The sequence below is a fragment of the Antribacter gilvus genome, from assembly GCF_003946865.1.
Classification (GTDB): domain Bacteria; phylum Actinomycetota; class Actinomycetes; order Actinomycetales; family Cellulomonadaceae; genus Antribacter; species Antribacter gilvus.
This window is the reverse complement of sequence record NZ_QXTH01000015.1, coordinates 92,315-113,005: the sequence shown is the minus strand read 5'-3', so window position 1 is coordinate 113,005 and position 20,691 is coordinate 92,315. Positions and strand designations below refer to the sequence as shown.

At 73.7% G+C, this 20,691-nt stretch carries 21 protein-coding genes and 1 tRNA gene; 13 read left to right on the top strand and 9 right to left on the bottom strand.

Annotated elements, in window-relative coordinates:
• Positions 1 to 233: 233 nt before the first annotated feature.
• Positions 234 to 932 carry a dihydrofolate reductase family protein gene (locus tag D1350_RS21220; protein ID WP_125778038.1) on the top strand — a complete coding sequence of 233 codons (699 nt, stop codon included), beginning with the start codon at positions 234 to 236 and terminating at the stop codon, positions 930 to 932.
• Between the two features lie 73 nt (positions 933 to 1,005).
• Here the strand turns inward: D1350_RS21220 and D1350_RS21215 are convergent, their stop codons facing one another.
• Together D1350_RS21215 and D1350_RS21210 are read right to left on the bottom strand one after the other, a co-directional pair.
• Positions 1,006 to 1,809: an alpha/beta fold hydrolase gene (locus tag D1350_RS21215; protein ID WP_125778037.1), complete on the bottom strand. Its 804-nt coding sequence runs from the start codon at positions 1,807 to 1,809 to the stop codon at positions 1,006 to 1,008.
• Complete coding sequence (locus D1350_RS21210) at positions 1,806 to 2,318, bottom strand: PadR family transcriptional regulator (RefSeq protein WP_125778036.1); 513 nt, start codon at positions 2,316 to 2,318, stop codon at positions 1,806 to 1,808. The genes D1350_RS21215 and D1350_RS21210 overlap by 4 nt, the downstream gene beginning before the upstream one ends.
• 194 nt (positions 2,319 to 2,512) lie before the next feature.
• On the opposite strand from D1350_RS21210, the gene bdeA reads away from it, so the two are divergent.
• The 4 genes from bdeA to D1350_RS21190 all read left to right on the top strand — a co-directional run bounded on the left by bdeA (position 2,513) and on the right by D1350_RS21190 (position 8,230).
• Positions 2,513 to 3,436: a bis(hydroxyethyl) terephthalate hydrolase gene (bdeA, locus tag D1350_RS21205; RefSeq protein ID WP_125778035.1), complete on the top strand. Its 924-nt coding sequence runs from the start codon at positions 2,513 to 2,515 to the stop codon at positions 3,434 to 3,436.
• Positions 3,437 to 3,586: 150 nt separating this feature from the next.
• Complete coding sequence (locus D1350_RS21200; RefSeq protein WP_125778034.1) at positions 3,587 to 6,268, top strand: helix-turn-helix transcriptional regulator; 2,682 nt, start codon at positions 3,587 to 3,589, stop codon at positions 6,266 to 6,268.
• A 46-nt stretch (positions 6,269 to 6,314) separates the two neighbouring features.
• Positions 6,315 to 7,004, top strand: a complete 690-nt coding sequence (locus tag D1350_RS21195) for a GntR family transcriptional regulator (RefSeq protein WP_164545261.1) — start codon at positions 6,315 to 6,317, stop codon at positions 7,002 to 7,004.
• On the top strand, positions 7,001 to 8,230 hold the full coding sequence (locus tag D1350_RS21190; RefSeq protein WP_240644263.1) for an MFS transporter: 1,230 nt from the start codon (positions 7,001 to 7,003) through the stop codon (positions 8,228 to 8,230). The genes D1350_RS21195 and D1350_RS21190 overlap by 4 nt, the downstream gene beginning before the upstream one ends.
• Here the strand turns inward: D1350_RS21190 and D1350_RS21185 are convergent.
• On the bottom strand, positions 8,227 to 8,703 hold the full coding sequence (locus D1350_RS21185; RefSeq protein WP_240644262.1) for a DUF2231 domain-containing protein: 477 nt from the start codon (positions 8,701 to 8,703) through the stop codon (positions 8,227 to 8,229). The genes D1350_RS21190 and D1350_RS21185 overlap by 4 nt on opposite strands.
• A 120-nt stretch (positions 8,704 to 8,823) precedes the next feature.
• Here D1350_RS21185 and D1350_RS21180 point away from each other — a divergent pair, with 120 nt between their 5' ends.
• The 3 genes from D1350_RS21180 (at position 8,824) to D1350_RS21170 (ending at position 10,683) form a co-directional block, all read left to right on the top strand.
• Positions 8,824 to 9,327 carry a sigma-70 family RNA polymerase sigma factor gene (locus D1350_RS21180; RefSeq protein WP_125778032.1) on the top strand — a complete coding sequence of 168 codons (504 nt, stop codon included), beginning with the start codon at positions 8,824 to 8,826 and terminating at the stop codon, positions 9,325 to 9,327.
• Positions 9,324 to 10,103, top strand: coding sequence for an anti-sigma factor family protein (locus D1350_RS21175; RefSeq protein ID WP_125778031.1), 780 nt, complete (start codon positions 9,324 to 9,326; stop codon positions 10,101 to 10,103). Before D1350_RS21180 ends, D1350_RS21175 begins: the two co-directional genes overlap by 4 nt.
• A gap of 61 nt (positions 10,104 to 10,164) precedes the next feature.
• Positions 10,165 to 10,683 (top strand): COG4315 family predicted lipoprotein, encoded by a 519-nt coding sequence (locus tag D1350_RS21170; RefSeq protein WP_125778030.1) that lies wholly within the window; start codon positions 10,165 to 10,167, stop codon positions 10,681 to 10,683.
• 116 nt (positions 10,684 to 10,799) lie between these two features.
• On the opposite strand, the gene D1350_RS21165 is transcribed toward D1350_RS21170, so the two are convergent.
• From D1350_RS21165 to D1350_RS21150, 4 genes are all read right to left on the bottom strand, one after another.
• On the bottom strand, positions 10,800 to 12,545 hold the full coding sequence (locus D1350_RS21165) for a cellulase family glycosylhydrolase (protein ID WP_206074633.1): 1,746 nt from the start codon (positions 12,543 to 12,545) through the stop codon (positions 10,800 to 10,802).
• A 128-nt stretch (positions 12,546 to 12,673) separates the two neighbouring features.
• Positions 12,674 to 13,810, bottom strand: coding sequence for an RNA polymerase sigma factor (locus D1350_RS21160; protein ID WP_125778029.1), 1,137 nt, complete (start codon positions 13,808 to 13,810; stop codon positions 12,674 to 12,676).
• On the bottom strand, positions 13,807 to 14,220 hold the full coding sequence (locus D1350_RS21155) for a YciI family protein (protein WP_125778048.1): 414 nt from the start codon (positions 14,218 to 14,220) through the stop codon (positions 13,807 to 13,809). The genes D1350_RS21160 and D1350_RS21155 overlap by 4 nt, the downstream gene beginning before the upstream one ends.
• A 102-nt stretch (positions 14,221 to 14,322) precedes the next feature.
• Positions 14,323 to 14,691 carry a DUF4406 domain-containing protein gene (locus D1350_RS21150; protein WP_125778028.1) on the bottom strand — a complete coding sequence of 123 codons (369 nt, stop codon included), beginning with the start codon at positions 14,689 to 14,691 and terminating at the stop codon, positions 14,323 to 14,325.
• Positions 14,692 to 14,740: 49 nt separating this feature from the next.
• Between D1350_RS21150 and D1350_RS21145 the strand changes: the two genes are divergently transcribed.
• From D1350_RS21145 to D1350_RS21125, 5 genes are all read left to right on the top strand, one after another.
• A complete protein-coding gene (locus tag D1350_RS21145; protein ID WP_338068192.1) occupies positions 14,741 to 15,526 on the top strand; it encodes a DeoR/GlpR family DNA-binding transcription regulator in 786 nt (261 codons plus the stop codon).
• 281 nt (positions 15,527 to 15,807) lie between these two features.
• Positions 15,808 to 15,884 (top strand) — tRNA-Pro (locus tag D1350_RS21140).
• A 180-nt stretch (positions 15,885 to 16,064) separates the two neighbouring features.
• Positions 16,065 to 16,298, top strand: coding sequence for a helix-turn-helix transcriptional regulator (locus D1350_RS21135; protein WP_125778027.1), 234 nt, complete (start codon positions 16,065 to 16,067; stop codon positions 16,296 to 16,298).
• 6 nt (positions 16,299 to 16,304) lie between these two features.
• The gene (locus D1350_RS21130; RefSeq protein ID WP_125778026.1) at positions 16,305 to 17,537 is read left to right on the top strand and encodes a tyrosine-type recombinase/integrase; all 1,233 of its coding nucleotides are present in this window, start codon (positions 16,305 to 16,307) and stop codon (positions 17,535 to 17,537) included.
• 99 nt (positions 17,538 to 17,636) lie between these two features.
• Complete coding sequence (locus D1350_RS21125) at positions 17,637 to 18,545, top strand: protein NO VEIN domain-containing protein (RefSeq protein ID WP_125778025.1); 909 nt, start codon at positions 17,637 to 17,639, stop codon at positions 18,543 to 18,545.
• Positions 18,546 to 18,601: 56 nt separating this feature from the next.
• Here D1350_RS21125 and D1350_RS21120 read toward each other — a convergent pair whose 3' ends face one another.
• Together D1350_RS21120 and D1350_RS21115 are read right to left on the bottom strand one after the other, a co-directional pair.
• Positions 18,602 to 18,943: a hypothetical protein gene (locus D1350_RS21120; RefSeq protein ID WP_125778024.1), complete on the bottom strand. Its 342-nt coding sequence runs from the start codon at positions 18,941 to 18,943 to the stop codon at positions 18,602 to 18,604.
• Positions 18,944 to 19,100: 157 nt separating this feature from the next.
• The gene (locus D1350_RS21115) at positions 19,101 to 20,324 is read right to left on the bottom strand and encodes a hypothetical protein (RefSeq protein WP_125778023.1); all 1,224 of its coding nucleotides are present in this window, start codon (positions 20,322 to 20,324) and stop codon (positions 19,101 to 19,103) included.
• Positions 20,325 to 20,691: the final 367 nt, after the last annotated feature.

Sequence of the window (20,691 nt, the reverse complement as noted above, 5' to 3'; positions counted from 1 at the left end):
AGTTGACCATGAGCAACCGTGCACGATGTCCCGAGACAGACCGTGCACGATGTCCTGAGACACAACCGCGCACGATGTCCTGAGACTTCACAACTACCGATCACGCACCGAACTGCCGATCACATGGCGTGGGGTCCGGGCGTCGTGGCGTGTGCTCCACTGCCGCGCAGAAATAGCGTGCCAAGCGCCGTGCGCGGGTGGCGCCCGGCCGTCACCCGCGCCACGATGCCCGCATGAGCGCTGCCGACGCCGGCTCCCGCCCGCACGTCGTGGTCCACGTCGCGGTGTCGGTCGACGGCGCCACGACGGGCTTCGCGCCCGACGTCGCCCGGTTCTACGAGCTGGCCCGGACCTGGCACGAGGACGCGACGCTCACCGGGGCGGACACGATCCTCGCCCAGGAGGCCGCCCTGGCGGCACAGCCCGGCCCCGGTCCGGCCGACGACGGTCCGCTGCTCGCCGTCGTCGACAGCCGCCACCGCGTCCGGGCCTGGCAGGCGTTGCGGGACGCGGGGCACTGGTCGGCGGTGGTCGCGCTCCGGTCCGCGGCGGGTCCGGTGCGGGCCGACGGCGGCGCGACGTCGTCGGGCGACGGCGCGGACGCCGCTCATGCGGACGCTGCCGTCCGGGATGCCGCCGCCGTCGAGGAGCTCGTCCTCGGCGACGACCGGGTCGACCTGGCGGCGGCGATCGGCGCGCTGGGGGAGCGCGGCGCGAGAGTGGTTCGCGTGGACAGCGGCGGCTCGCTGACCGGGGCGCTGCTGCATGCGGGCCTGGTGGACGAGATCAGCCTGCTCGTCCACCCCTGCCTCGCGGACCCGGGCGGCGGGCGCCGCTGGTACGGCACCGAGCCACCGCCGCCGTCGGCCCTGCGCCTGACGGGCGCCGAGGCGTTCGACGACGGCGCCGTCTGGCTCCGCTACCGCTGCTGAGGCCCGTGGGCCCACGTATGGTTGCCCTCCCCGTCCGGGAGGACGACCATACGTGGACCCACAGCGGAGGGGGTCAGGCGGACCGGACCCGGCCTGCCGGCGGAACGGGCAGGAGCTCCGGCGACGGCTCTCCGGTCGCCAGCCAGTGGTCGAGCGTGCGCTGGAAGAGCGCGGGGTCCTCGAGGCTCCAGACGTGGTGCATCCCGGGTGCGAGGCGCGCGACCGCGCGGGGTGCCCGGGACACGGCCTCGACCTGGGCGTCGCGGATGAACCGGGGCTCCTTCTCGCCGGCGAGGGCGAGCATCGGCGCGTCGAGGGTGCGAAGGCCGTCGAGGACGTCGGCCGGGACGCCGTCGAAGATCTCGGGGACCATGCGCCGGGCGGAGTCCCGGTTCAGGCCGAGTCCGGTCGCGACGAACTGGTCGACCCCGTCCTCGGGGATGCCGTAGATCCGGGCGTTCACCTTCCAGTACGCGGGGCTGCCCCAGAGCGGCAGCTGTGCCAGCCCGATCCAGCGGTTGAAGCCGTGCGCGCCCCGCAGCATCGCGCCGGTCGCGAGGACGCTCCGGACGATGTCGGGGTGGCGTGCCGCCAGGGTGGTCCCGACCACGGCTCCGAACGACAGGCCGACCACGTGGGCACGGCCGCCGTGCGCGCGGTCCCGGACGAGGTCGGCGAGCACGTCGGTCGTCGTCGCGAGGTCGACCCAGGGGAGGTGGGCGGAACCGGCGAACCCGGGGAGGTCGGGGGCGAGGGAGTGGTGGCCGGTGAGCGCCTCCGCGTTCTCGGCCCACATCCAGCCGCCCACGACGCCGCCGTGGAGGAACAGGACCGTCTCGTCGTTCTCGGGGTGGTGCTCTGTGACGTGGTAGCTCACAGCGAGGCCTCCAGCTCGTCGAGCCAGGCGAGCTCCGCCTGGGTGTGCACGATGCCGTAGCGCAGGGTTCCCGCGCGCAGCCGGTCGGCGAGCCGGTCGTGGATGGTGGGCATGCTCTCGAGCTCGTCGAGGTAGGCGCGGGCGGCCTTGCGGCGACCCTCGATCAGCCCGCGCACGAGCCCGGGATCTTCCTCCCGTCCGACGAAGAAGATGCGGCCGAGGAACGCGTCGCGGGTCTTGTCCTCGGGGACGGGGGAGTGCAGCCAGTTGGTGAGAGCCTCGCGGCCCGCGTCCGTGAGCCGGTGCTCCCGGCGGTCGGGCTTGCCCTCCTGGGGCACGACCCGGACGTCGACCAGGCCGTCCTGCTCCAGCCGGGCGAGGGTGCGGTAGATCTGCGACTGGTCGGCGGACCAGAAGTGCGCGACGGTCCCGTCGAACACCTTCTTGAGGTCGTAGCCGGTCATGGGGCGGAGGTCGAGGAGTCCGAGGATCAGGGCGTCGAGGGCCATGCGGATATCCTACTCCGCATATATTGGACTGTACATATATGGGCGAGGAGGCCGGTGATTTCACCGATGCCACCCCCACGCCCTCGGCCTGAGAGTGAGCAGGCAGCCAACCCGGCAGGACGCCGAGGGTGCGGGACGCGACGACGCGGCCCGCGACAGACCCCGGCGTCGTGCCCCGTCAGAGAGGACGAACCGTGCAGCACTCACTCACCGCACCACGCCCCACGCACGCACCCCAGGCGACCCGGCGGAAGGCCCGCGCCGTCGCCGTCGCGGCCGCTCTCGCCGCAGGTCTCGGGTTCAGCGCCCTGTCTGCCCCAGCGGTCCAGGCCGCCGACAACCCGTACCAGCGCGGCCCCGCGCCCACCAACGCGAGCATCGAGGCCACCCGTGGCCCCTACGCCGTGTCCAGCACCTCGGTCTCGTCGTGGCTCGTCAGCGGCTTCGACGGCGGCACCATCTACTACCCGACCACCACCGCCGACGGCACGTTCGGCGCCGTCGCCATCTCGCCCGGGTACACGGCCTACGAGTCCTCCATCGCCTGGTTCGGCGAGCGGCTCGCGTCCCAGGGCTTCGTGGTCTTCACCTTCGACACCAACACGACCGTGGACCAGCCGGCGCAGCGCGGCGACCAGCTCCTGGCGGCGCTCGACTACCTCACGCAGCGCAGCTCGGTGCGGTCACGGGTGGACGCCAGCAGGCTCGGCGTCATGGGCCACTCCATGGGTGGCGGCGGCTCGCTCGAGGCGTCCAAGGACCGCCCGTCCCTCAAGGCGGCCATCCCGATGACGCCGTGGAACACCGACAAGACCTGGAGCGAGATCAGGACACCGACCCTGATCTTCGGGGCAGAGAACGACTCGGTCGCGCCCGTCGCGTCGCACTCCGAGCCGTTCTACAGCACCATCCCGTCGACCACGAACAAGATGTACATCGAGCTCAACGGGGCGTCGCACTTCGCACCCAACTCGTCCAACACGACGATCGCGAAGTACTCCATCTCCTGGCTCAAGCGGTTCCTCGACAACGACACCCGCTACGACCAGTTCCTGTGCCCGCTCCCCACCTCGGCCCTCTATATCGAGGAGTCGCGCGGCACCTGCCCGCTCCGCTGATCCCGCCCCACCCCGGAGGCTCCCGCCTCACCCCCTGCCGAGACAGTCACCTCGTCCGACGAGGTGACTGTCTCGGCGGCGTGGTGCCCGGGGGAACACGGGGCGTTACCGACACTTCCCCTGGGCTTTGCTTTTCCGTAACATCGCGACGTGGTCGGACAGGCTCCACGGAGGCACGGCCGTAGCGAGGAGCTCCGGTCGGCGGCCGCCGCACTGGACCTTCTGGGGGAGGGCAGCGTCGCCCTCCTCCTCGTCGGCGAGCCCGGCTCCGGCCGCACCACCTTCCTGGACGACGTCGCCCGCGGCTTCGCCGCGGGACGGGCCCTGCGGGTCGGCGCACCCCCGGCGGGCGCCGCGTACGGCGGGGTCCAGGCCCTGCACCGTGCCGTCCGCCCGACTGCGCCCCCCGCCGCCCCCAGCACCGAAGGGCTGCTCCGCCTGCTCCGCGACGCGGCCGACGACGGACCGCTGCTCCTCTGCGTGGACGACGTCCAGCGGTGGGACCCTCCGTCGCGGGGGATCCTCGGCGCCACCGCCCGGCGGATCGGCGAGGCCCCCGGTGTCGGCCTGCTCGTCTCCGTGACAGGGGTCGGGGCAGCGGCCACCGCGTTCGCCGGTCGGCCGCTCCTCCGCCTCGCACCGCTGTCCCGGGCCGCGGCGGAGGCCCTCCTGGACGACCTGGCCCCCGGCGTCGACGCCGCCGTGCGCGAGGAGCTGCTCCGAGAGGCTGACGGCAACCCGGCCCTGCTCCGGGCGCTGGTGCACCGGTTGTCGCCAGGTGAGCGCTCGGGAACGGTCCCGCTGCCTCACCCGGTCGCAGACCCGCGGCTCCTCGCCGGGGTCGCCGGGGACGACCTGGCCGGACTGCCCCAGGAGGCCCAGGACGTGCTGCTCGTGGCTGCCGCGGCGCACGTGGGCGGCCTGCCGGGCGGCACCGCCTGGCCCGACGTCGACCTGGTGCTCCGTGCCGCGGACCGGATGCCGCCCGGCGCGTTCCCGGGCGCCTTCCTGCTCGAGGGCGACCGCCTCGCCGGCGGGTCGCTCGTCCGCCGGGCGCTCCTCGCGGGCGCGCCGGCCGACCGCCGCCGGGCGGCACACCACGCGCTCGCCGACGTGCTGGAGTCCGACGGCCACAGGCTCCCCGCGCTGCTGCACCGCGCGCTGGCCGTGACCGGGCAGGACGCCGGGCTCGCCGCCACGCTGGCGGACGCCGCAGCGGACCCCGCGGCCGTCGCCACGTTCGCCGGGCGGTCCGCGGCCCTGGCCAGGGCCGCCGAGCTGACCCCCGACGCGTCGGAGCGCGCGGCCCGCTGGACCGGGGCCGCCGAGCAGGCGCTCCTCGCCGGCCGACCGGGCGAGGCGCGGCGCCTGCTCGGCGAGGCGGACGGCGGCGCCGGGAGCGTGACGGTGCGCGGCCGCGCGGAGCTCCTGCGGGGCACGTTGGCCCTCGGCGACGGACCCATGGCCGACGCCTACGCCTCCCTCGTCCTCGCCCGCTCGCTCCTCGCCGACGACGAGCCCCTGCTCGCGCTGACCGCGACGTTCGGCGCCACCGACGCGGCGTGGAACGCCGGCGACCTGGCCGCGTGCCTCGCCGCCCTGGACCCCCTGGACGTCCTCGCCGCCCCAGGCCCGGACACCTCGGTGCACGACTACCTCGTCGGTTTCCGCGCCCTCCTGGAGCGGCGGCTCGACGACGCGCTGCCCCCGCTGCACCGCGTGCTGGACGCCGGCCGCGCGCAGGACGAGCCGGAGCCGCTCCTGCGCGCCGCGGCGGCCGCTCTCCTCCTCGGCGACATCGAGGTCGCCTGCCACGCCGGGGCCCGCGCGCTCGCGGCGGCCCGCGCCCGCGGCCGCGACGGGAACGTCCCGCAGGCCCTCGAGTACCTCGCGTACGCGGAGCTGCGCGCCGGCCGGCACGCCCGTGCCCGCGCGCACGCCGAGGAAGGGCTGCGCGTCGCCCTCCGCTCCGGGCGGCGCAACACGGCCGCCCACCACCGGGCGGTGCTGGCGCTCGCCGCGTCCATCGAGGGCGACGCCGACGAGGTGACGGCGCAGGTCACCGAGGCGCTCGCGACGGCCCGCAGCCACGGCCTCGCGCAGACGGTCGCCCTCGCCGAGTGGGCCGCCGGCCGGGCCGACCTCGGGCGCGGACGCCCGTCGGAGGCCGCCGCACGGCTCGGCGCCGTGGTGCGCCCGGGCCGCTCGACCGGGCACTTCGCCGTACGGCCGCTGGCCATGCCGTGCTTCGTGGAGGCCGCGGTGTCGGCGGGCCTGGCGGAGGAGGCCCGGCCGATCGCCGACGAGTTCGCGATCTGGGCCGCGTTCGGCGCGGACCCGCAGGCCCCGGCCCAGCTGGCCCGGTGCCGCGCGCTCCTGGCACCGCCCGACGACGCCGACGCCCTCTTCCAGCACGCCCTCCTCCTGCACGAGCAGGCGGGCGGCGACTTCGAGCGCGCGCGGACCCAGCTGCTGTACGGGAAGTGGCTGCGGCGCCGTCGTCGGCCGCGGGAGGCGCGCGACCGCCTGCGGGACGCGCTCCACGCCTTCGAGCGCTGCGGCGCCCGCGTCTGGGCCGACCAGGCCCGCACCGAGCTCCGTGCCAACGGCGAGGCGCTCGCCGGGCCGCGGGACGGCGCGCTCGCGCTCCTCACGCCGCACCAGCTGCGGATCGCCCGGCAGGTGGCCGACGGCGCGACGAACCGCGAGGTGGCCCAGAGCCTGTCGGTGAGCATCCGGACCGTCGACCACCACCTGCGCAACATCTTCGCCGTGCTGGGGGTGAGGTCCCGCGTGGACCTGGCGCGGCTGGTGGGAAGGGAACCGGCCTGAGGCCCTCGGGTGGACGTTCGGTGTCACATAGATGCAACATGCATTCATGACCGCCGCCCCGCCCGCTGCCGCCGCGTCCGCTCCCGCGTCCGAGACCGTCTTCGCCCGCCTGAAGGACGAGATCCTCACCGCCGTCCTCGCGGGCGGCGAGATGATCAGCGAGGGCGAGGTGGCGGAGCGGTTCGGCGTGAGCCGCACCCCGGTCCGCGAGGCGTTCCTGCGCCTGGAGGCGGCGGGCTACCTGCGCCTCTACCCCAAGCGAGGCGCCCTGGTGGAACCGGTGCACCCCGGGGAGGCCGACGACGTCTACGAGGCGCGGCAGCTCCTGGAGTCGCACGCGGCCGAGCGCCTCGCCCGCGAGACCGACGACCTGCTCCGGGACCTCGTCGCCGAGCTGAGGTCGCTGGTCGCCGCCCAGGAGGTGGCGCTCGACGACGCCGACCTCGACACCTACACCGAGCTCGACCTCCGGTTCCACCACCGCATCGTCGAGGCCGCCGGCAACCCGCTGCTCGTCGGCTTCCACACGACCCTCCGCGAGCGCCAGGCCCGCCTCGTCGCGACAGCGCTGCGCGGTGGTCGCCGGGTGCCGAGCGAGGTGGGGCGCCTGTTCGTGTCGGGCCACGCCGCGCTCGTGGAGGCGATCTCGCACCGGGACCCGGCGGACTTCCGGGCCGTGCTCGCGCGGCACCTCGCCGACTCGCGCGGCGACGCGCGCAGCGGGACCGCGCTGTGACGGACGGCGCCGCCCGCCGCGCCTGGTGGCCCGTCGCCGCGGCGATGCTCGCCGTCGCGTGGGGTGGCAACGAGTTCACCCCGCTCCTCGTGCTCTACCGCGAGCAGGGCCACATGGGGCCGGTCACCGTGGACGCCCTCCTGGCGGCGTACGTGCTGGGCATCGTCCCGGCCCTGTTGCTCGGCGGCCCGCTGTCCGACCGCTTCGGCCGCCGCCCGCTGCTCCTGCCCGCGGCACCCCTGTCGGCGCTCGGGTCGCTGGTGCTCGCCGCGGCCCCGGCGGAGCCGGTGGTGCTCGCCGTGGGCCGCGTCCTGTGCGGGGTGGCGCTCGGCCTCGTCATGGCGACCGGCACCACGTGGGTGACGGAGCTGTCGGGCGCGGCTGGGGAGCGTGCGGCGGGGCCGCGCCGGTCGTCGCTGTCGCTGACCGGCGGGTTCCTCGTCGGCGCGGGGGTCGCGGCGGTGCTGGCGGAGTGGGCGCCCTGGCCGGCGCACCTCACCTACGTGCTGCACGCGGTCCTGGCGCTCGCGGCCGGGGCGTGGGTGCTGCGCGTGCCCGAGACGAGCCCTGCCCGGGGCGGGCTGCCCGCGGGGGCGAGCGACCGGCGTCGGGCACCGTTGCGCGACGACCTCTTGGTGCCCGCCGTGGTCCACCGCCGGTTCCTGCTGGTCGTGGTGCCCGTGGCGCCGTGGGTGTTCGGCTGCGCGGGCAGCGCGTACGCGGTGCTGCCGGGCCTTCTCGCCGACCACGCCGGGGGAGTCCCCGTCGCGTTCGCCGGGCTGATGACGGTGCTGGGCCTGGGGTGCGGGCTGGGGATCCAGGTGCTCGCGCGGCGGATCGACACGGCGCGGAGCGCGCGGGCGTCCGTGGTGGCGCTCGTGATCGTGGTCGCCGGGATGGTGCTGGGGTCGGTGGCGTCGGCGACGCTGTCGCTGCCGCTGGGGCTGCTGGCCGCGGCGGTGCTCGGGTCGGGCTACGGGCTGGGGCTCGTCGCCGGGCTGAGCGAGGTGGCCCGGCTCGCGGGGACGGGGCAGCTCGCGGGCCTCACCGCCGTGTACTACGCGCTGACGTACCTGGGCTTTTTCGTGCCGATGGTCCTCGCGTGGCTGGCGCCCACCTGGTCGTACGCGGAGATGTTCGGGTTCGGCGCGGCGTCGGCCACCGTGTGCCTCGTGGTGGTGGCGGCCGCATGGCGGACGCACCTGCCCACGGTGGTCCGTGCCTAGCCCCAGACGGCGCGGGCGCCCGAGCCCCCGGTGAGAAGGAGGAGCCAGAGGGTGCCCGTCGCGACGGCGACGCTCGCGGCCGCGAGCACCCACCAGACCGCGAGGCGCGGGCCGCGGCGGCCGGACGCCCGCAGGCGCGGCTCGCCCCACCTGAACCAGACCCACTGCGCCGCCGCCACGACGAACAGGCCGATCACCCACGGCAGCATCCGTTCGCCGTACGCCTGGTGCTCCGCGACGCCCGGGACGGGGCCCACCATCGCCGCGAGCTCGCGTCCCGCCCGCACCGTGACCGGCACCAGGGCGAGCATCGCGAGCGCGCCGAGCGGGGTCACGACCCCGAGGCGGCGCCGGGCGGCCGGCCAGAACTGCGCGAGGAGGAGCGCCAGGACCACGAGGGGGACCAGCACCACCACCGCGTGCACGAGGAGCGGGTGGAGGGGGAGGCCGTCGAGCTGCAGCGTATCGTCCATAGGGAAGACACGACGCCGGGGCCCGTCCGGTTCGGTCGGGATCCCGCGCGGCTGTCCGTCCGCAGGTGAACCACGGCCGCCCCTGCCTCGTTCACCGGACGAGACGGTGAAGGAGGCGCGATGCCCGTCGACGACCACGCGGTGCTCCGCGAGCTGCACGACCGGCACGCCGCCGCGGTGTGGCGCTACGTCGTGCATCTCACCGGCAACGCCGCGAGCGCCGACGACGTCGTCCAGGAGACCCTGTTCCGCGCCTGGCGGAGCCCTCGCATCCTCGGGCAGGACCCGGCCACCGCCCGGTCGTGGATGTTCACCGTGGCCCGCAACCTCGTGATCGACGACGCCCGCAGTGCCCGCCGGCGCCACGAGGTGATGGACGAGCCGCCCGAGCCGTCGGTCGACGACCGCACCGACCAGCTCTTCGACACGCTCCTCGTGGAGGAGGCGCTCGCCGGGCTGAGCGACGACCATCGGGCCGTGATCGCGCGCGCCTACTTCGGAGGCCGGAGCACCGCCGAGCTCGCGTCCGAGCTCGGCATCCCTGAGGGGACCGTGAAGTCGCGCCTGCACTACGGGCTGCGCGCGCTCCGGCTCGCCCTCCAGGAACGAGGGGTCGTGCGATGAACCGGGAGCATCTGGCCTTCGCCGACTGGGACGGCGCGTACGTGCTGGGCGCGCTCACGCCCGCGGACCGGCGTGCGTTCGAGGAGCACCTCCTCACCTGCGAGCGGTGCCGTACGGCGGTGGCGGAGCTGGCGCCGCTGCCGGGGCTGCTGGCGCGCACGGCGGCGCCTGAGTTCGGCTCGGTGGCCGGGTTGGGTTCGGCTGCGGGTCCGCGTGCGGCTGCGGGTCCGGACGGGTTGCCCAGGGCGGGATCGGCGGCCGAGGCGGCCCCGGCCTCGCCGTCGGGCGACCTGGTGGACCTGGTGGTCCGGCGCGACGCCCGCGAGCGGCGTGCGGGGCGGGTGTGGCGCGGCCTCGCGGCGGTCGCCGCAGCCTGCGCGGTGGCGCTGGTCGTGCTGGTCGCCCTCCCGCGTGGTGACGACGCCCCGGGCCCGACGGCGGACCCCGGCACGACCGTGACCCTGGAGCAGGTCGCGGACGTGCCGCTCACGGCGAGCGTGCGCCTCACGTCGGTGGGCTGGGGGACGCGGATCGCGATGGACTGCGACTACCCGGCGGGGGAGTACGGACGGTACGGGCAGCCGGAGGCACGCGAGTACGCGCTGGTGGTGACGGACTCGGCGGGGACGTCGAGCCAGGTGTCGACGTGGGCCGCGGCGCCCGGTCAGTCGGTGGAGCTCGACGCCGCGACCGCGGTCGCGCTCGACGAGATCGCGTCCGTGGAGATCCGCTCGGTCGAGACGGGCCGGAGCCTGCTGTCCGCCGACGTGGGGTGAACCGGGTGGCGGCGGGTGTCGTTCACCAGATGACACCGTCGGACCGACCGGAGGACCCGCCATGACACCGCGCACCAGGACCACGATCGCCGTCGTCTCTCTCGCTCTCTTCGGCCTGACCGGCTGCGGCGGCAGCGACACGCCCGGCACGGGCGGCGGCGACGGGTACGGCGCCCCCGCGGCGAGCGAGCCGGCGGAGGACGAGACGGGCGCCGCGGACGACGCCGTCACCGAGCTGTCCACCGCGGACACCGACCTCGGCACGATCGTCGTGGACGGCGAGGGCATGACGCTCTACCAGTTCGACGACGACACGCAGGGCGGGGACGAGTCGTCGTGCACGGGGCAGTGCCTCACCGCGTGGCCCCCGGCGCACGCCGGCGACGAGGACCCCACACTCGAAGGGGTGACCGGCGAGGTCGGCACCATCACCGGGACTGACGGCATGCCGCAGCTCACGCTCAACGGGTGGCCGCTCTACTACTTCGCGGGAGACGCGGCGCCGGGCGACACCTCGGGGCAGGGCGTCAACGACGTGTGGTGGGTGCTGACGCCGGAGGGCGAGCGGATCACGAACTAGCCCCCGCCCCGGTGCCGAGGTAGTGCCTTCGTCCGACGAGCGCACTACCTCGGCGATGCGCACGCGCCGAGGTAGTGCGCTCGTCGGACGAAGGCACTACCTCGGCGAGAGGGAGGTCAGCCGACCGTGCCCGTCACGGCCGTGCCGTTCCGCACCACCGTGTACTGCAGCGTCTCGCCGCTCCAGAAGTGGAACGTGAGGACCACGGGGGCGCCGTCGGTCACCTCGGCGAAGAACGCGGGGCGCAGGAGGATCCGCCCGGCCGCCGTGTCCGGGGCGAAGGTCACGTCGAACTCCTTGAACGACGTCCAGCCGTGCGGGCCCGCGTTGGACCCGTCGAGGTAGCGCGCCTCCATCGTGGCGAGGCGGTCGCCGTGGAAGGCGGTCGGCACGGCGAAGTCGGACGTGGTCCCGGCCGCGTCCTGGAGCACCGGGGTGTCGGCGCCGATGATCTCGAACCGCCACGGCAGGCCGCGGCTGAACCTCGCCTGGAGCACCGCCTGCGTGCCGTGCTGCCCGTCGCCGGCGAGGCGCTGGAGCAGCGGCGCCGAGAGGGTGAGCGCGTCCCCAGCGAGCGTGTAGTCGCGGCCCGCCCGCAGCGCCTTGGTGCCGAGGTACAGGCCGCGGAACCGGGTGCCGTTGGTCTCGAGCGTCACCGTCTGTGCCGTGACCTCGCCCGCGCGGACGAAGACCAGGTCGGTCGACGCCGTGCCCGAGCGCGTGGACCAGCTCGACCGGATCTGGTCGATGAGCGTCGGGTCGCTCCACTCGAACGTGGTGCGGCCGAAGTGCTGGCCGTTGTCCCAGAGCATCGTCGTGATGCCGGTGGTGCGGGCCTGGTAGCCCACGTACTCGAAGAACTTCAGCTTCTCGCCCTGCTCGATCGTGCCGGTGTGCCGGTCGAAGCCCAGCAGTCCGTACTCGCCGAGGATCACGGGGATGCCGCGCGCCACGAACGTGTCGTGCACGCGGGTGAACGTGCCGGTGACGTCCTGCTTCGCCGTCTCGTCGAAGCGGGTGCCGCCCGCGACGTTCACGCTGAACGGCCAGTAGCCGTAGTAGTGGACGGTCGCGACGAGGTTCGGGTCGGCGAGCTGGTCGAACGTCGCCGTGAGCGCGTCGAGCCGGCCCTGGTCGGCGTTGGTGTGCAGCGTGGGGAGCACCAGCAGGCGGTCGGCGTTGCCGCCGCCCGACGCGCGCACCGTCTCGTGGAACGCGACGTTCAGCTCGTGCAGCAGGGCGTAGCTCTGCGCGTCGCCCGAGGCGCCCGCGAACTGCGGCTCGTTGATGCTCTCCAGCAGCAGCTCGTCCGGGTGGTCACGGAACCGCTCCGCGACCTGCTCCCACAGCGACGTGAACTGCGACAGCACCTCGTCGTGCCGCGTGGGCATCTGGTTGGTCCACATCCACGAGTCGTGGTGGACGTTCAGCAGGACGATCAGGTCCTCCTCCAGCGCCCAGCCCACCACCTCCTCCACGCGGTCCATCACCGCGGGGTCGACGACGTGGTCCGCGCCCTGGTACTGCCCCCACGTCACGGGGATGCGGACGCTGTTGAACCCCTCGTCCTCGAGCTCGTCGAACAGCTCGCGCGTGATGCGGGGGTTGCCCCAGGCCGTCTCGTCCGTGCCGAGGGCGTCGAGCGAGTTGCCCAGGTTCCAGCCGGGCTGCATGGCTTCCACCATGTCCTCGGCGGGCGTGGAGTGGAGGCGGACGCCCGCCGGGGCGCTCGCGGTGGTGAACCCGGCGACAGGGCCGCTCGCGGCGGCCGGGCCGGCCGCCGCGGCGGGGCCGGCCAGGCTCGCCGCCACCGCCAGCCCGGCGGTCAGTGCTGTGAGGGTGGTCCAGACAGGTCTCTTCACGGGGTGGTGCCCTTCTTCGCGCACGTGAGGGAAGGCGCCCGAGTTGTCGAAGCGCTTCAACGACCGTAGGGGGCAGAGGCCTCCGGGCACAAGACCTGAAACGGTTGGGCCGGGCCTTCGGCCAGGCCTCAGCCGCGGTTGAGCCGCGCCGCCTGCTTCGTGAGGTGCGTCCGCTCGGCGGCGTTGTCGGCCGCGAGCGCCGCCGCTGCGTAGAGCCGCGCCGCGTCGGCCCGGTTCCCGGCCTTCTCGTGCAGGTAGGCGGCGACGGCATCCCGGCGCGGGATCCCCGGGTCGACGGCGTCCAGGGCGCGCAGCCCCGCGAGCGGCCCGTCCACCTCGCCGACGGCCACCGCCCGGTTGAGCGCCATGACGGGGCTGTCGGAGAGCCGGGCGAGCTCGTCGTACCACTCGAGGACCTGCGCCCAGTCAGTCTCGGCCGTGGTGCGGGCGTCGCAGTGCAGGGCCGCGATCGCGGCCTGCGCCTGGTACTCGCCCAGGCGGTCGCGGGACAGGGCCCGCTGCAGCCGCTCGACGCCCTCGGCGATCATCACGGTGTCCCACAGGCCGCGGTCCTGCTCGGCCAGCGGGACGAGGTCGCCGCGGGGCGTGCGACGGGCTGCCCGGCGGGCGTGGTGCAGGAGCATGAGGGCGAGCAGTCCCGAGACCTCGGGGTCGTCCGTGGTGGCGGCGAGCTGGCGCGTCAGCCGGATCGCCTCCTCGGCCAGGTCGACCTCGCCCGTGAACCCCTCGTTGAAGACGAGGTACAGGACGCGGAGCACGGCGTGCACGTCGCCCGGCTGCCCGAACCGCTCGCCGGAGACGGTGCGCTTGGCGCGCGAGATCCGCTGCGCCATCGTGGCCTCGGGGACGAGGAAGGCCCGCGCGATCTGGGCGGTGGTGAGCCCGCCCACCGCGCGCAGCGTCAGCGCGACGGCCGACGCCGGGGTGAGCGCCGGGTGGCAGCACCGGGTGAGCAGGAGCAGCGTGTCGTCGGCCTGCTCGGTTTGCCCCGGCGACGGCTCGCCGTGCACGCGGAGCTCGCGCTGCTGCCGGGACGACTCCGACCGGCGGGCGTCGATCAGCTTGCGCCAGGCGACGGTGACGAGCCAGCCCTTCGGGTCGTCGGGCATGGCGTCGGGCCAGCGCCGCACCGCCTCGACCAGCGCCTCCTGCACCGCGTCCTCGGCCGCCGCGAAGTCTCCTCCGCGGCGGACGAGGACGCCGAGGACCTGGGGTGACAGGTCCCGGAGAAACGGCTCGTTCACTCGATGACCATAGGCATCTCGCCCAGGACGGGCCGCACCTCGATCCACTCGTGCAGCGGGCGCCCGCCCTGTCCCGGGGCCGACGACAGGTGAGCGGCCGCCTCGTACGCCCGCTCCTGCGACTCGACGTCGATGACCACCCAGCCGGCGATGAGGTCCTTGGTCTCGGCGAAGGGGCCGTCGGTGACCGGCGGACGGCCCTCGCCGTCGTACCGGACGAACGTGCCCTCCGGTGACACGCCCTGCGCGTCGACGAGCTCCCCGCGCCGCGTCAGGTCCTCGGCCATGTCGGCCATGAACGTGAGGTGCGCCGAGATCTCCTCGGGCGCCCACTGGTCCATCGGTGCGTCGCACCCCGGAAGCAGCTGGGGGCCGCCGCGGTAGTGCTTGAGCAGCAGGTACTTCGCCATGACGATCTCTCCTCGGTTCTGGGGCGGCCTCATGCCGCCCTCACTCCTGGGACGGAGCCGGACCCGGCTTCTCGACATCCTTCGGCGAAATACTTCTGGCGGCTACCCCGCGGACGGGATCTCGTCGACCGAGGTGTAGACGGGCAGGCCGCGCTCCCGGGCGATCGCCACGTCGTTGTCCGCGCCGCGGGACTCGCCGGGGAGGCGCAGCACGGCGTCGCAGTGTGCCAGCAGGCGCTCTGCCGTGGGGTACATGACGGCCTCGGCGCGGGGATCGGACGGGCCGGAGGCGCCCATGCTCGACAGGACCGGGAGCGCCACCCACTCGCCGATCATCGGGACGTGGCCGCGCTCGAAGATCGGCCAGGCCGCCTCCTCCAGGCGGCGCAGGTTGGCCGCCATGGCCGCCGGGTCGCCGTCGGTGCCGGACTGGTAGGGGCCGGCGATCAGGATCATCAGTGGAGTCGTCATGGCCTCGACCTTAGTACGGAAAAACGTGCAAGACTACGTAGTAGTACGGATGAACGTCGACGACTATGGAGGACGGATGCTGCCGGCGCAACGACGGGACGAGCTGCTGCGGGTGCTGCGCACCGAGGGGCGGGTGGTGGCCAAGGACTTCGCGGTGCGGCACGACCTGTCCGAGGACAGCGTGCGACGCGACCTGCGCGAGCTCGCCGCGGCAGGGCTCTGCCAGCGGGTCTACGGGGGAGCGCTGCCCGTCTCGCCCGCCGTCGCCGACTACGCGGGGCGCCAGAGCGTCGCCGTCGAGAACAAGGACCGCGTGGCCCGCAAGGCCGCCGAGCTCGTCCGGCCCGGCTCCACGGCGATCCTCGACGGGGGCACGACGGCGCTCGCGGTCGCCCGGGCGCTGCCGCCCGACCTGCGGGCCACGATCGTGACGCACAGTCCCACCGTCGCCGCCGCGCTGGCCGTGCACCCGACCGTCGAGGTGCTGGTGCTGGGCGGGCGGCTGTTCAAGCACTCGGTGGTGACCTCCGGCTCGATCACCGCCGAGGCCGCCGCGGGGATCTGGGCCGACGTCTTCCTGCTCGGCGTCACGGGCGTGCACCCCGAGGCCGGGCTCACGACCGGCGACCCCGAGGAGGCGGCGATGAAGCGCACGCTCGCCGGGCGCGCGGGCGACACCTACGTGCTCGCGAGCGCCGAGAAGATCGGCGCGGCGTCGGCGTTCCGGGTGCTGCCGCTGTCGGAGGTGACGGGGATCGTCACGGACGTGCCGCTGGACGGGCCGGCGGCGCGGGCGCTGCTGGAGGCGGGGGCGCCGCTGCTGGCCGCGGGGTGAGAGGGCCGGGGCGCTGCGTGGCTCGGGGTGTGCGCGCCGGACTGCTTCCAGGATCGTCCACAGGTCCCGAGGCGAGCCTGGAAGCAGTCCGGCGCGCACACATCGCATGCCTGGGCGGCGGGTGTGGCCCGGGTTCGCCGGGTGGGTGCCGGGTGGGGCGCGGCGTGGGGCGCGGCGCCGGTTCCAGCACATCGCTCGACGTGGGGTAGTATTTCGGTCGTCCCCATGGGGACGGATCGGTACTCTGATCGTGCTCCTGGAGCACGGCCAGGAGCACCGATCGGGCTGTGGCGCAGCTTGGTAGCGCACTTGACTGGGGGTCAAGGGGTCGCAGGTTCAAATCCTGTCAGCCCGACCATTTCAGGCCTGGAAACCCTAGGGTTTCCAGGCCTGAAGGGTTTCTGAGATTTGAACCGGTCATCAAATACTCATCAGATTGGCCGCCGCGGCGGTCGGATCTGGGCATCGCGGACGGCGGGCGCGCAGAGCGCTCGGGTCGTCTCCGGTCCGTGCGGAGCGTGCTTCGCACCTGAGCGTCATGGAGACGCACACCACATCCCCCGCGGGTGGGCTGGACCCGCTTCTCTCGCTGGACGAGCTGGCCGCCTACCTCGGCGTCCCGGTCCGGACGATCTACGACTGGCGCACCGACGGCAAGGGTCCGTGCGGGGTGCGGGTCGGCAAGCACGTGAAGTTCTTCGTCTCGGACGTGCGCGAGTGGCTGGCGCAGCAGCGCGAGTCCTCGCCCGGCCGGTCCGCCGAGGGGCGGTGAACGGTCGTGGCTAAGCCTCGGACCCCCATCGGCACGTGGGGCGACATCAACGTCGACCGCGTCGGGTCCGGCTCCTACCGTGCCCGGACCTGGTTCCGGGACCTGGACGGCAAGGCCCGCCTGATCCAGGCCAGCGCGGACACCGGCCCCCGGGCCGAGGTCGCGCTCAAGGCCAAGCTCGCCCGCCGGATCCGGCGCTCGTCCGGGTCGGTGGAGCTGAGCCCGGACAGCCCGTTCACCCGCCTGGTGCAGGTCTGGCTCGAGGACCTCGAGCTGGACGACCTGGCCCCGGCGACCCGGGAGCTGTACGAGCGGGACATGCGCACCCTGGTGCTGCCCGCGTTCCGGGAGATGACACTGCGCGAGATCACGATCATGAAGGTCGACCGGTTCCTCAAGCAGCAGGCGAAGCAGTCCTACGCCCGGGCCAAGCACTCCAAGGTCGTCCTCAACCTAGCCCTCGGGCTCGCGCTGCGGTACGAGGCGATCGACCGCAACCCGGTCACCGGCACCAAGCGGCTCAAGCGGCCCCCGACCGAGACCCGGGCCCTGACCCACCAGCAGGTCGAGGCGATCCGCGCGGCGGTCAGGTCCTGGCGCCGTGGCGGGGACAAGGTGCCCGGGCCGCCGCCGGACGGCCAGCTCGACGCCGTCATCGAGGTCATGCTCGGCTCCTCGCTGCGGATCGGCGAGGTGCTGGCCCTGCGCCGCTGCGACGTGGACCTCACCACGACCCCGGCGACCGTGCGCAACTCCGGGACGATCGTGTCCCCGAAGGGCAAGCCGACCCACCGGCAGGCCAAGCCGAAGACGGCGACGTCGGTACGGCGCATCGCCGTGCCCTCGTACACGGCCGAGGCACTACGCAAGCAGCTGGCCCGATCGGCCGCCGAGCCGCCCGAGACGCTGGTGTTCCGGTCCCGCAACGGCACGCCGTTGACGACGAACAACGTGCGTCGGCGGCTGCGGGACATCCTCACGGAGGTCGGCATCACCGGGGTGACACCCCACTCGTTCCGCCGGACGGCCGCGACCACGATCGAACGGTCCGCTGGTGTTGAGCTTGCGGCCGAGCTCCTGGGGCACACGTCGACGGAGATCACCAAGCGGCACTACATCGAGCCGGACGAGAATGTGAACGTCCGCACCGCGCAGATCCTGGAGTCGCTGGCCCCGGCGCCCGCCGGCGCGGAACCGGTGGTCGCCGACCCCGCCGACGACGCGGTCGCTGACAGGTAGACCGTCGCCAGGGCAGGGGGTGGAGACCGGAAGGTCTTCACCCCCTGTGCGCTCCTTGGTCGCGAGAGCGACGGCGACGCCTGTGGCACGATCGCGGCCATGCCGATGGTGTTCCTGCACAACACGTCCTTCGCGCGCGAGCACGACGCTCTCGCCTTCATCGAACAACTGCCGCAGCTCGTACGCGAGGAGTGGTTCTGGAACATCTGGAAGACCGGTCAGAAGCCGTTCGGCATCCTCGAGAACGGGTCCCTGGTCGGGCTGGTGGTCTCCTGGAAGGGGCACCGCGAGATCGCGTGGCTCGCCACCGCGTCGAAGGTCCTGACCGACTCGTTCGACGACTGGGGTGCGGCGACCAAGGCGATCGCCCGCCACACCCGCCTCCCGGTGAGGGACGTGCGTTCTGAGCCGTACACGGACTCCAAGCGCGAGGGCGACGGTGCGAAGGTGATCGTCTGGCAGGCGCTGCTCGCCAGGCCGCTCGGGATCGAGCTCCCGGCCGGCGTCGTCATCCGGCGCAACGGCTGGGGTGCGGTGGAAGCCAGCGAGTTGTTCACCGAGGTGGGCGGCTCGGACGACGCCGAGGACGAGGCCGGACGACGGCCCGGCAGCGCGGGCTACGTCGTGGACGCCGACGCACGACGTCTCATCGAGATGCACGCCGTGGAAGCCGTACTCGCGTGGTGCCGCGAGAACGGCTGGCACGGCGCCGAGCACGTCGGGGACATGGGCAACCCGTACGACGTCGTCGGGTCCCTCGACGGACGTGATCGGCGCATCGAGGTCAAGGGCACGACCCGCGGCCCCGGCTCCGTCTTCGTCACCTACAACGAGGTCGAGGCAGCCCGCGACGACAAGGACCACCTGCTGATCATCGTCCACGACATCAACCTGAGCCTCGACCGAGACGGCAACCTCGAGACACAGGGCGGCGCGCTCGAGGTCTACGACCCCTGGCTACCCGAACCCGCCGAGCTCGTACCCGTCACCTACCGGTGGACCAGGTAGCAGAGCGCAAGCGCCAGGGCGGGCGCGTACAGCACCTCGCGCCCAGGACGCTCGGTTCATCGGCGTCCGTGGTCTTCGGCCCACGCCGCGTCCAGCAGCGTGCGTGCCTCGGCAGCGCCGGCGGGGTCGACGTACTGGGCGAGGTCGTCGATCGCGGTGCCGGCTATCGCGTAGAGGTCCCAGGGTGTCATCTCGGGCAGGGGCTCGGTGGCCATCATGCTCAAGGGGTGGTGCAGCTGGTCGATGCGCAGGAGCGTCCAGGTGTACCGGGAGAAGATCTCGTCGTCTGCGGAGTCGGCCAGGGCCGCGAGGGCGGACCGGGCTCGCTCGTAGGCGGCGAAGTGCTCGGGCGGTAGCGGCACGCCGAGGAGGTCTCCGGCGGGAAGTTCGTCTGTCACGGTGGACTCCTCGGATCGATGGCGTTCCTGTGCCTTGTCGTCGACCGTACGAGCCGGAGCGGGTTCACGCGGGCTCGGCGCACGGTGCTGGGGACGGCGGACGACTGTGGTCACATCCGGACCTGCTCCGGGTGTTCGGGTCGGCGGCGGAAGTCGTTCACCGTCGGGTCGGCGGGGTCGGCGAACTTGCGTTGGCGGTCGGCCCGGATTCGGTGTCGTCGAGCGTCGCTCGAAAGGCCTGCCGGGCCGCGGCTGCCTGGGCGGTGTCCACGGTGAGAGGTCGCTCCTGGCGGGGTCGTTCCGGGAGGGGAGGGCGGAGCTCGCGGACGAGCGGGCCGAGGTCGGGGTGCGACAGGGCAGTGATCGGCTCGAACACCGGCACCGCGAATGCCCTGACTCCGGTGTCGTGGAGCCGCTTGCGGTTCGTCACGAAGTAGCCCTGCTGTGCGACCCCGAGGGCGAGCACGTTCGCGAGGGCGGCGTCGGTGCGACGGAGAGCCATCTCGAGCCAGGCAAGGTCGTCGTCTGCGGTGGGGCCGGCGTCGGGCAGCAGGGTCAGGGCGAAGCGGGTCTCGTCGGCGGCGAGGCGGCCGCGCCCGAGGTTGCCGCCCACGTTGCGCAGTGCTGCCGAAAGCGCGCGGTAGGTCGACGCGCGCGCGGCCCACGTCGCGGTGAGGCGTGGGTCGTCGGTCGCGCGGGCGGCGCGAGCGGAGAGCGTGACGTGGTCGGCGACGATGCCGCGAAGGGCGTGTGGGTTGGGCAGACCCTCGGCGGCCAGGTGTGCACGGGCGCGGTCGAGTGCGTCCGCGCAGCTCGAGACGGTGCGGGGGAGCGGGCCGAACGGGCGGGGCGGTGTGGGCGCGTACCCGAGGGCGTCGACTCGGTAGGCGGACGGTTGGATCCGCTGGGCGGCCCAGTCGCTGCACCGGGCCGCGGTGGTCATGAGCCCCTTCGGGCGTCTGGGTACCCCGTTGGCGCCCGGAGCGGGGACGTGGTCGGCCATCGCCGTCCAGCCCGGGATGGCCAGGTACCGGGCGTCGAGCCGGGCGAACGCCCAGACAAGCTCGGCAACGTCGCCCACGACGACGGGCGCCTCAGCTGCCGTGACGTGAGCGGCGAGCTCCTCGATCTCCAGCATGCTGCCGAGCGCGGCCGTCGCTGCGGCTCGGCGCCACGCCTCGACCAGGGGCAGGTCCTGCGGCGTTCCGAGCTCTGCCAGGTCGAGCCACCTGAGGGTCAGCTCGGCCAGGGCGTTCTGGACGCGGCGCGTCAGGATGAGCACCGGGCCCCAGGTCGAATCGCGATCCTCGGGGATGACGGCAAGGAGGGCGTCGCGCGCGTACGTCCAGACCGCCGTGCGGTACCGCTGGATCTGCTCCATCGACGCCGTGATCTCCAGCGGCGTGCGCCAGGCAGGCTGACGTCCAACCGCCCCACCGAGTAGGTGATTGACGTGCCGTGTCCCCAGCAGACCTGTGAGGTGGTGCCGCAGAGCTTGCGAGGTCTCTCCATACGTCATGCCCACCCCTCCGCCCCGGTGCGGTCGTGATCGGCGACCGGTCTCGGAGGGAAGGTGTGCGGCGGCCGCTGAACGACCGAAGCCTGCAGGTCGCGAGAGGGGACGCGACGGAAGCCGGGTCGCGAGGCACGAGGACGAGCGGTATTCAGGCCCAGTCCGGCTGGCGCACGACCTCGTCCGGCTTGGCGCACGACCTCACTGGGGTGATCCAACGACCGGAATGCGCGGG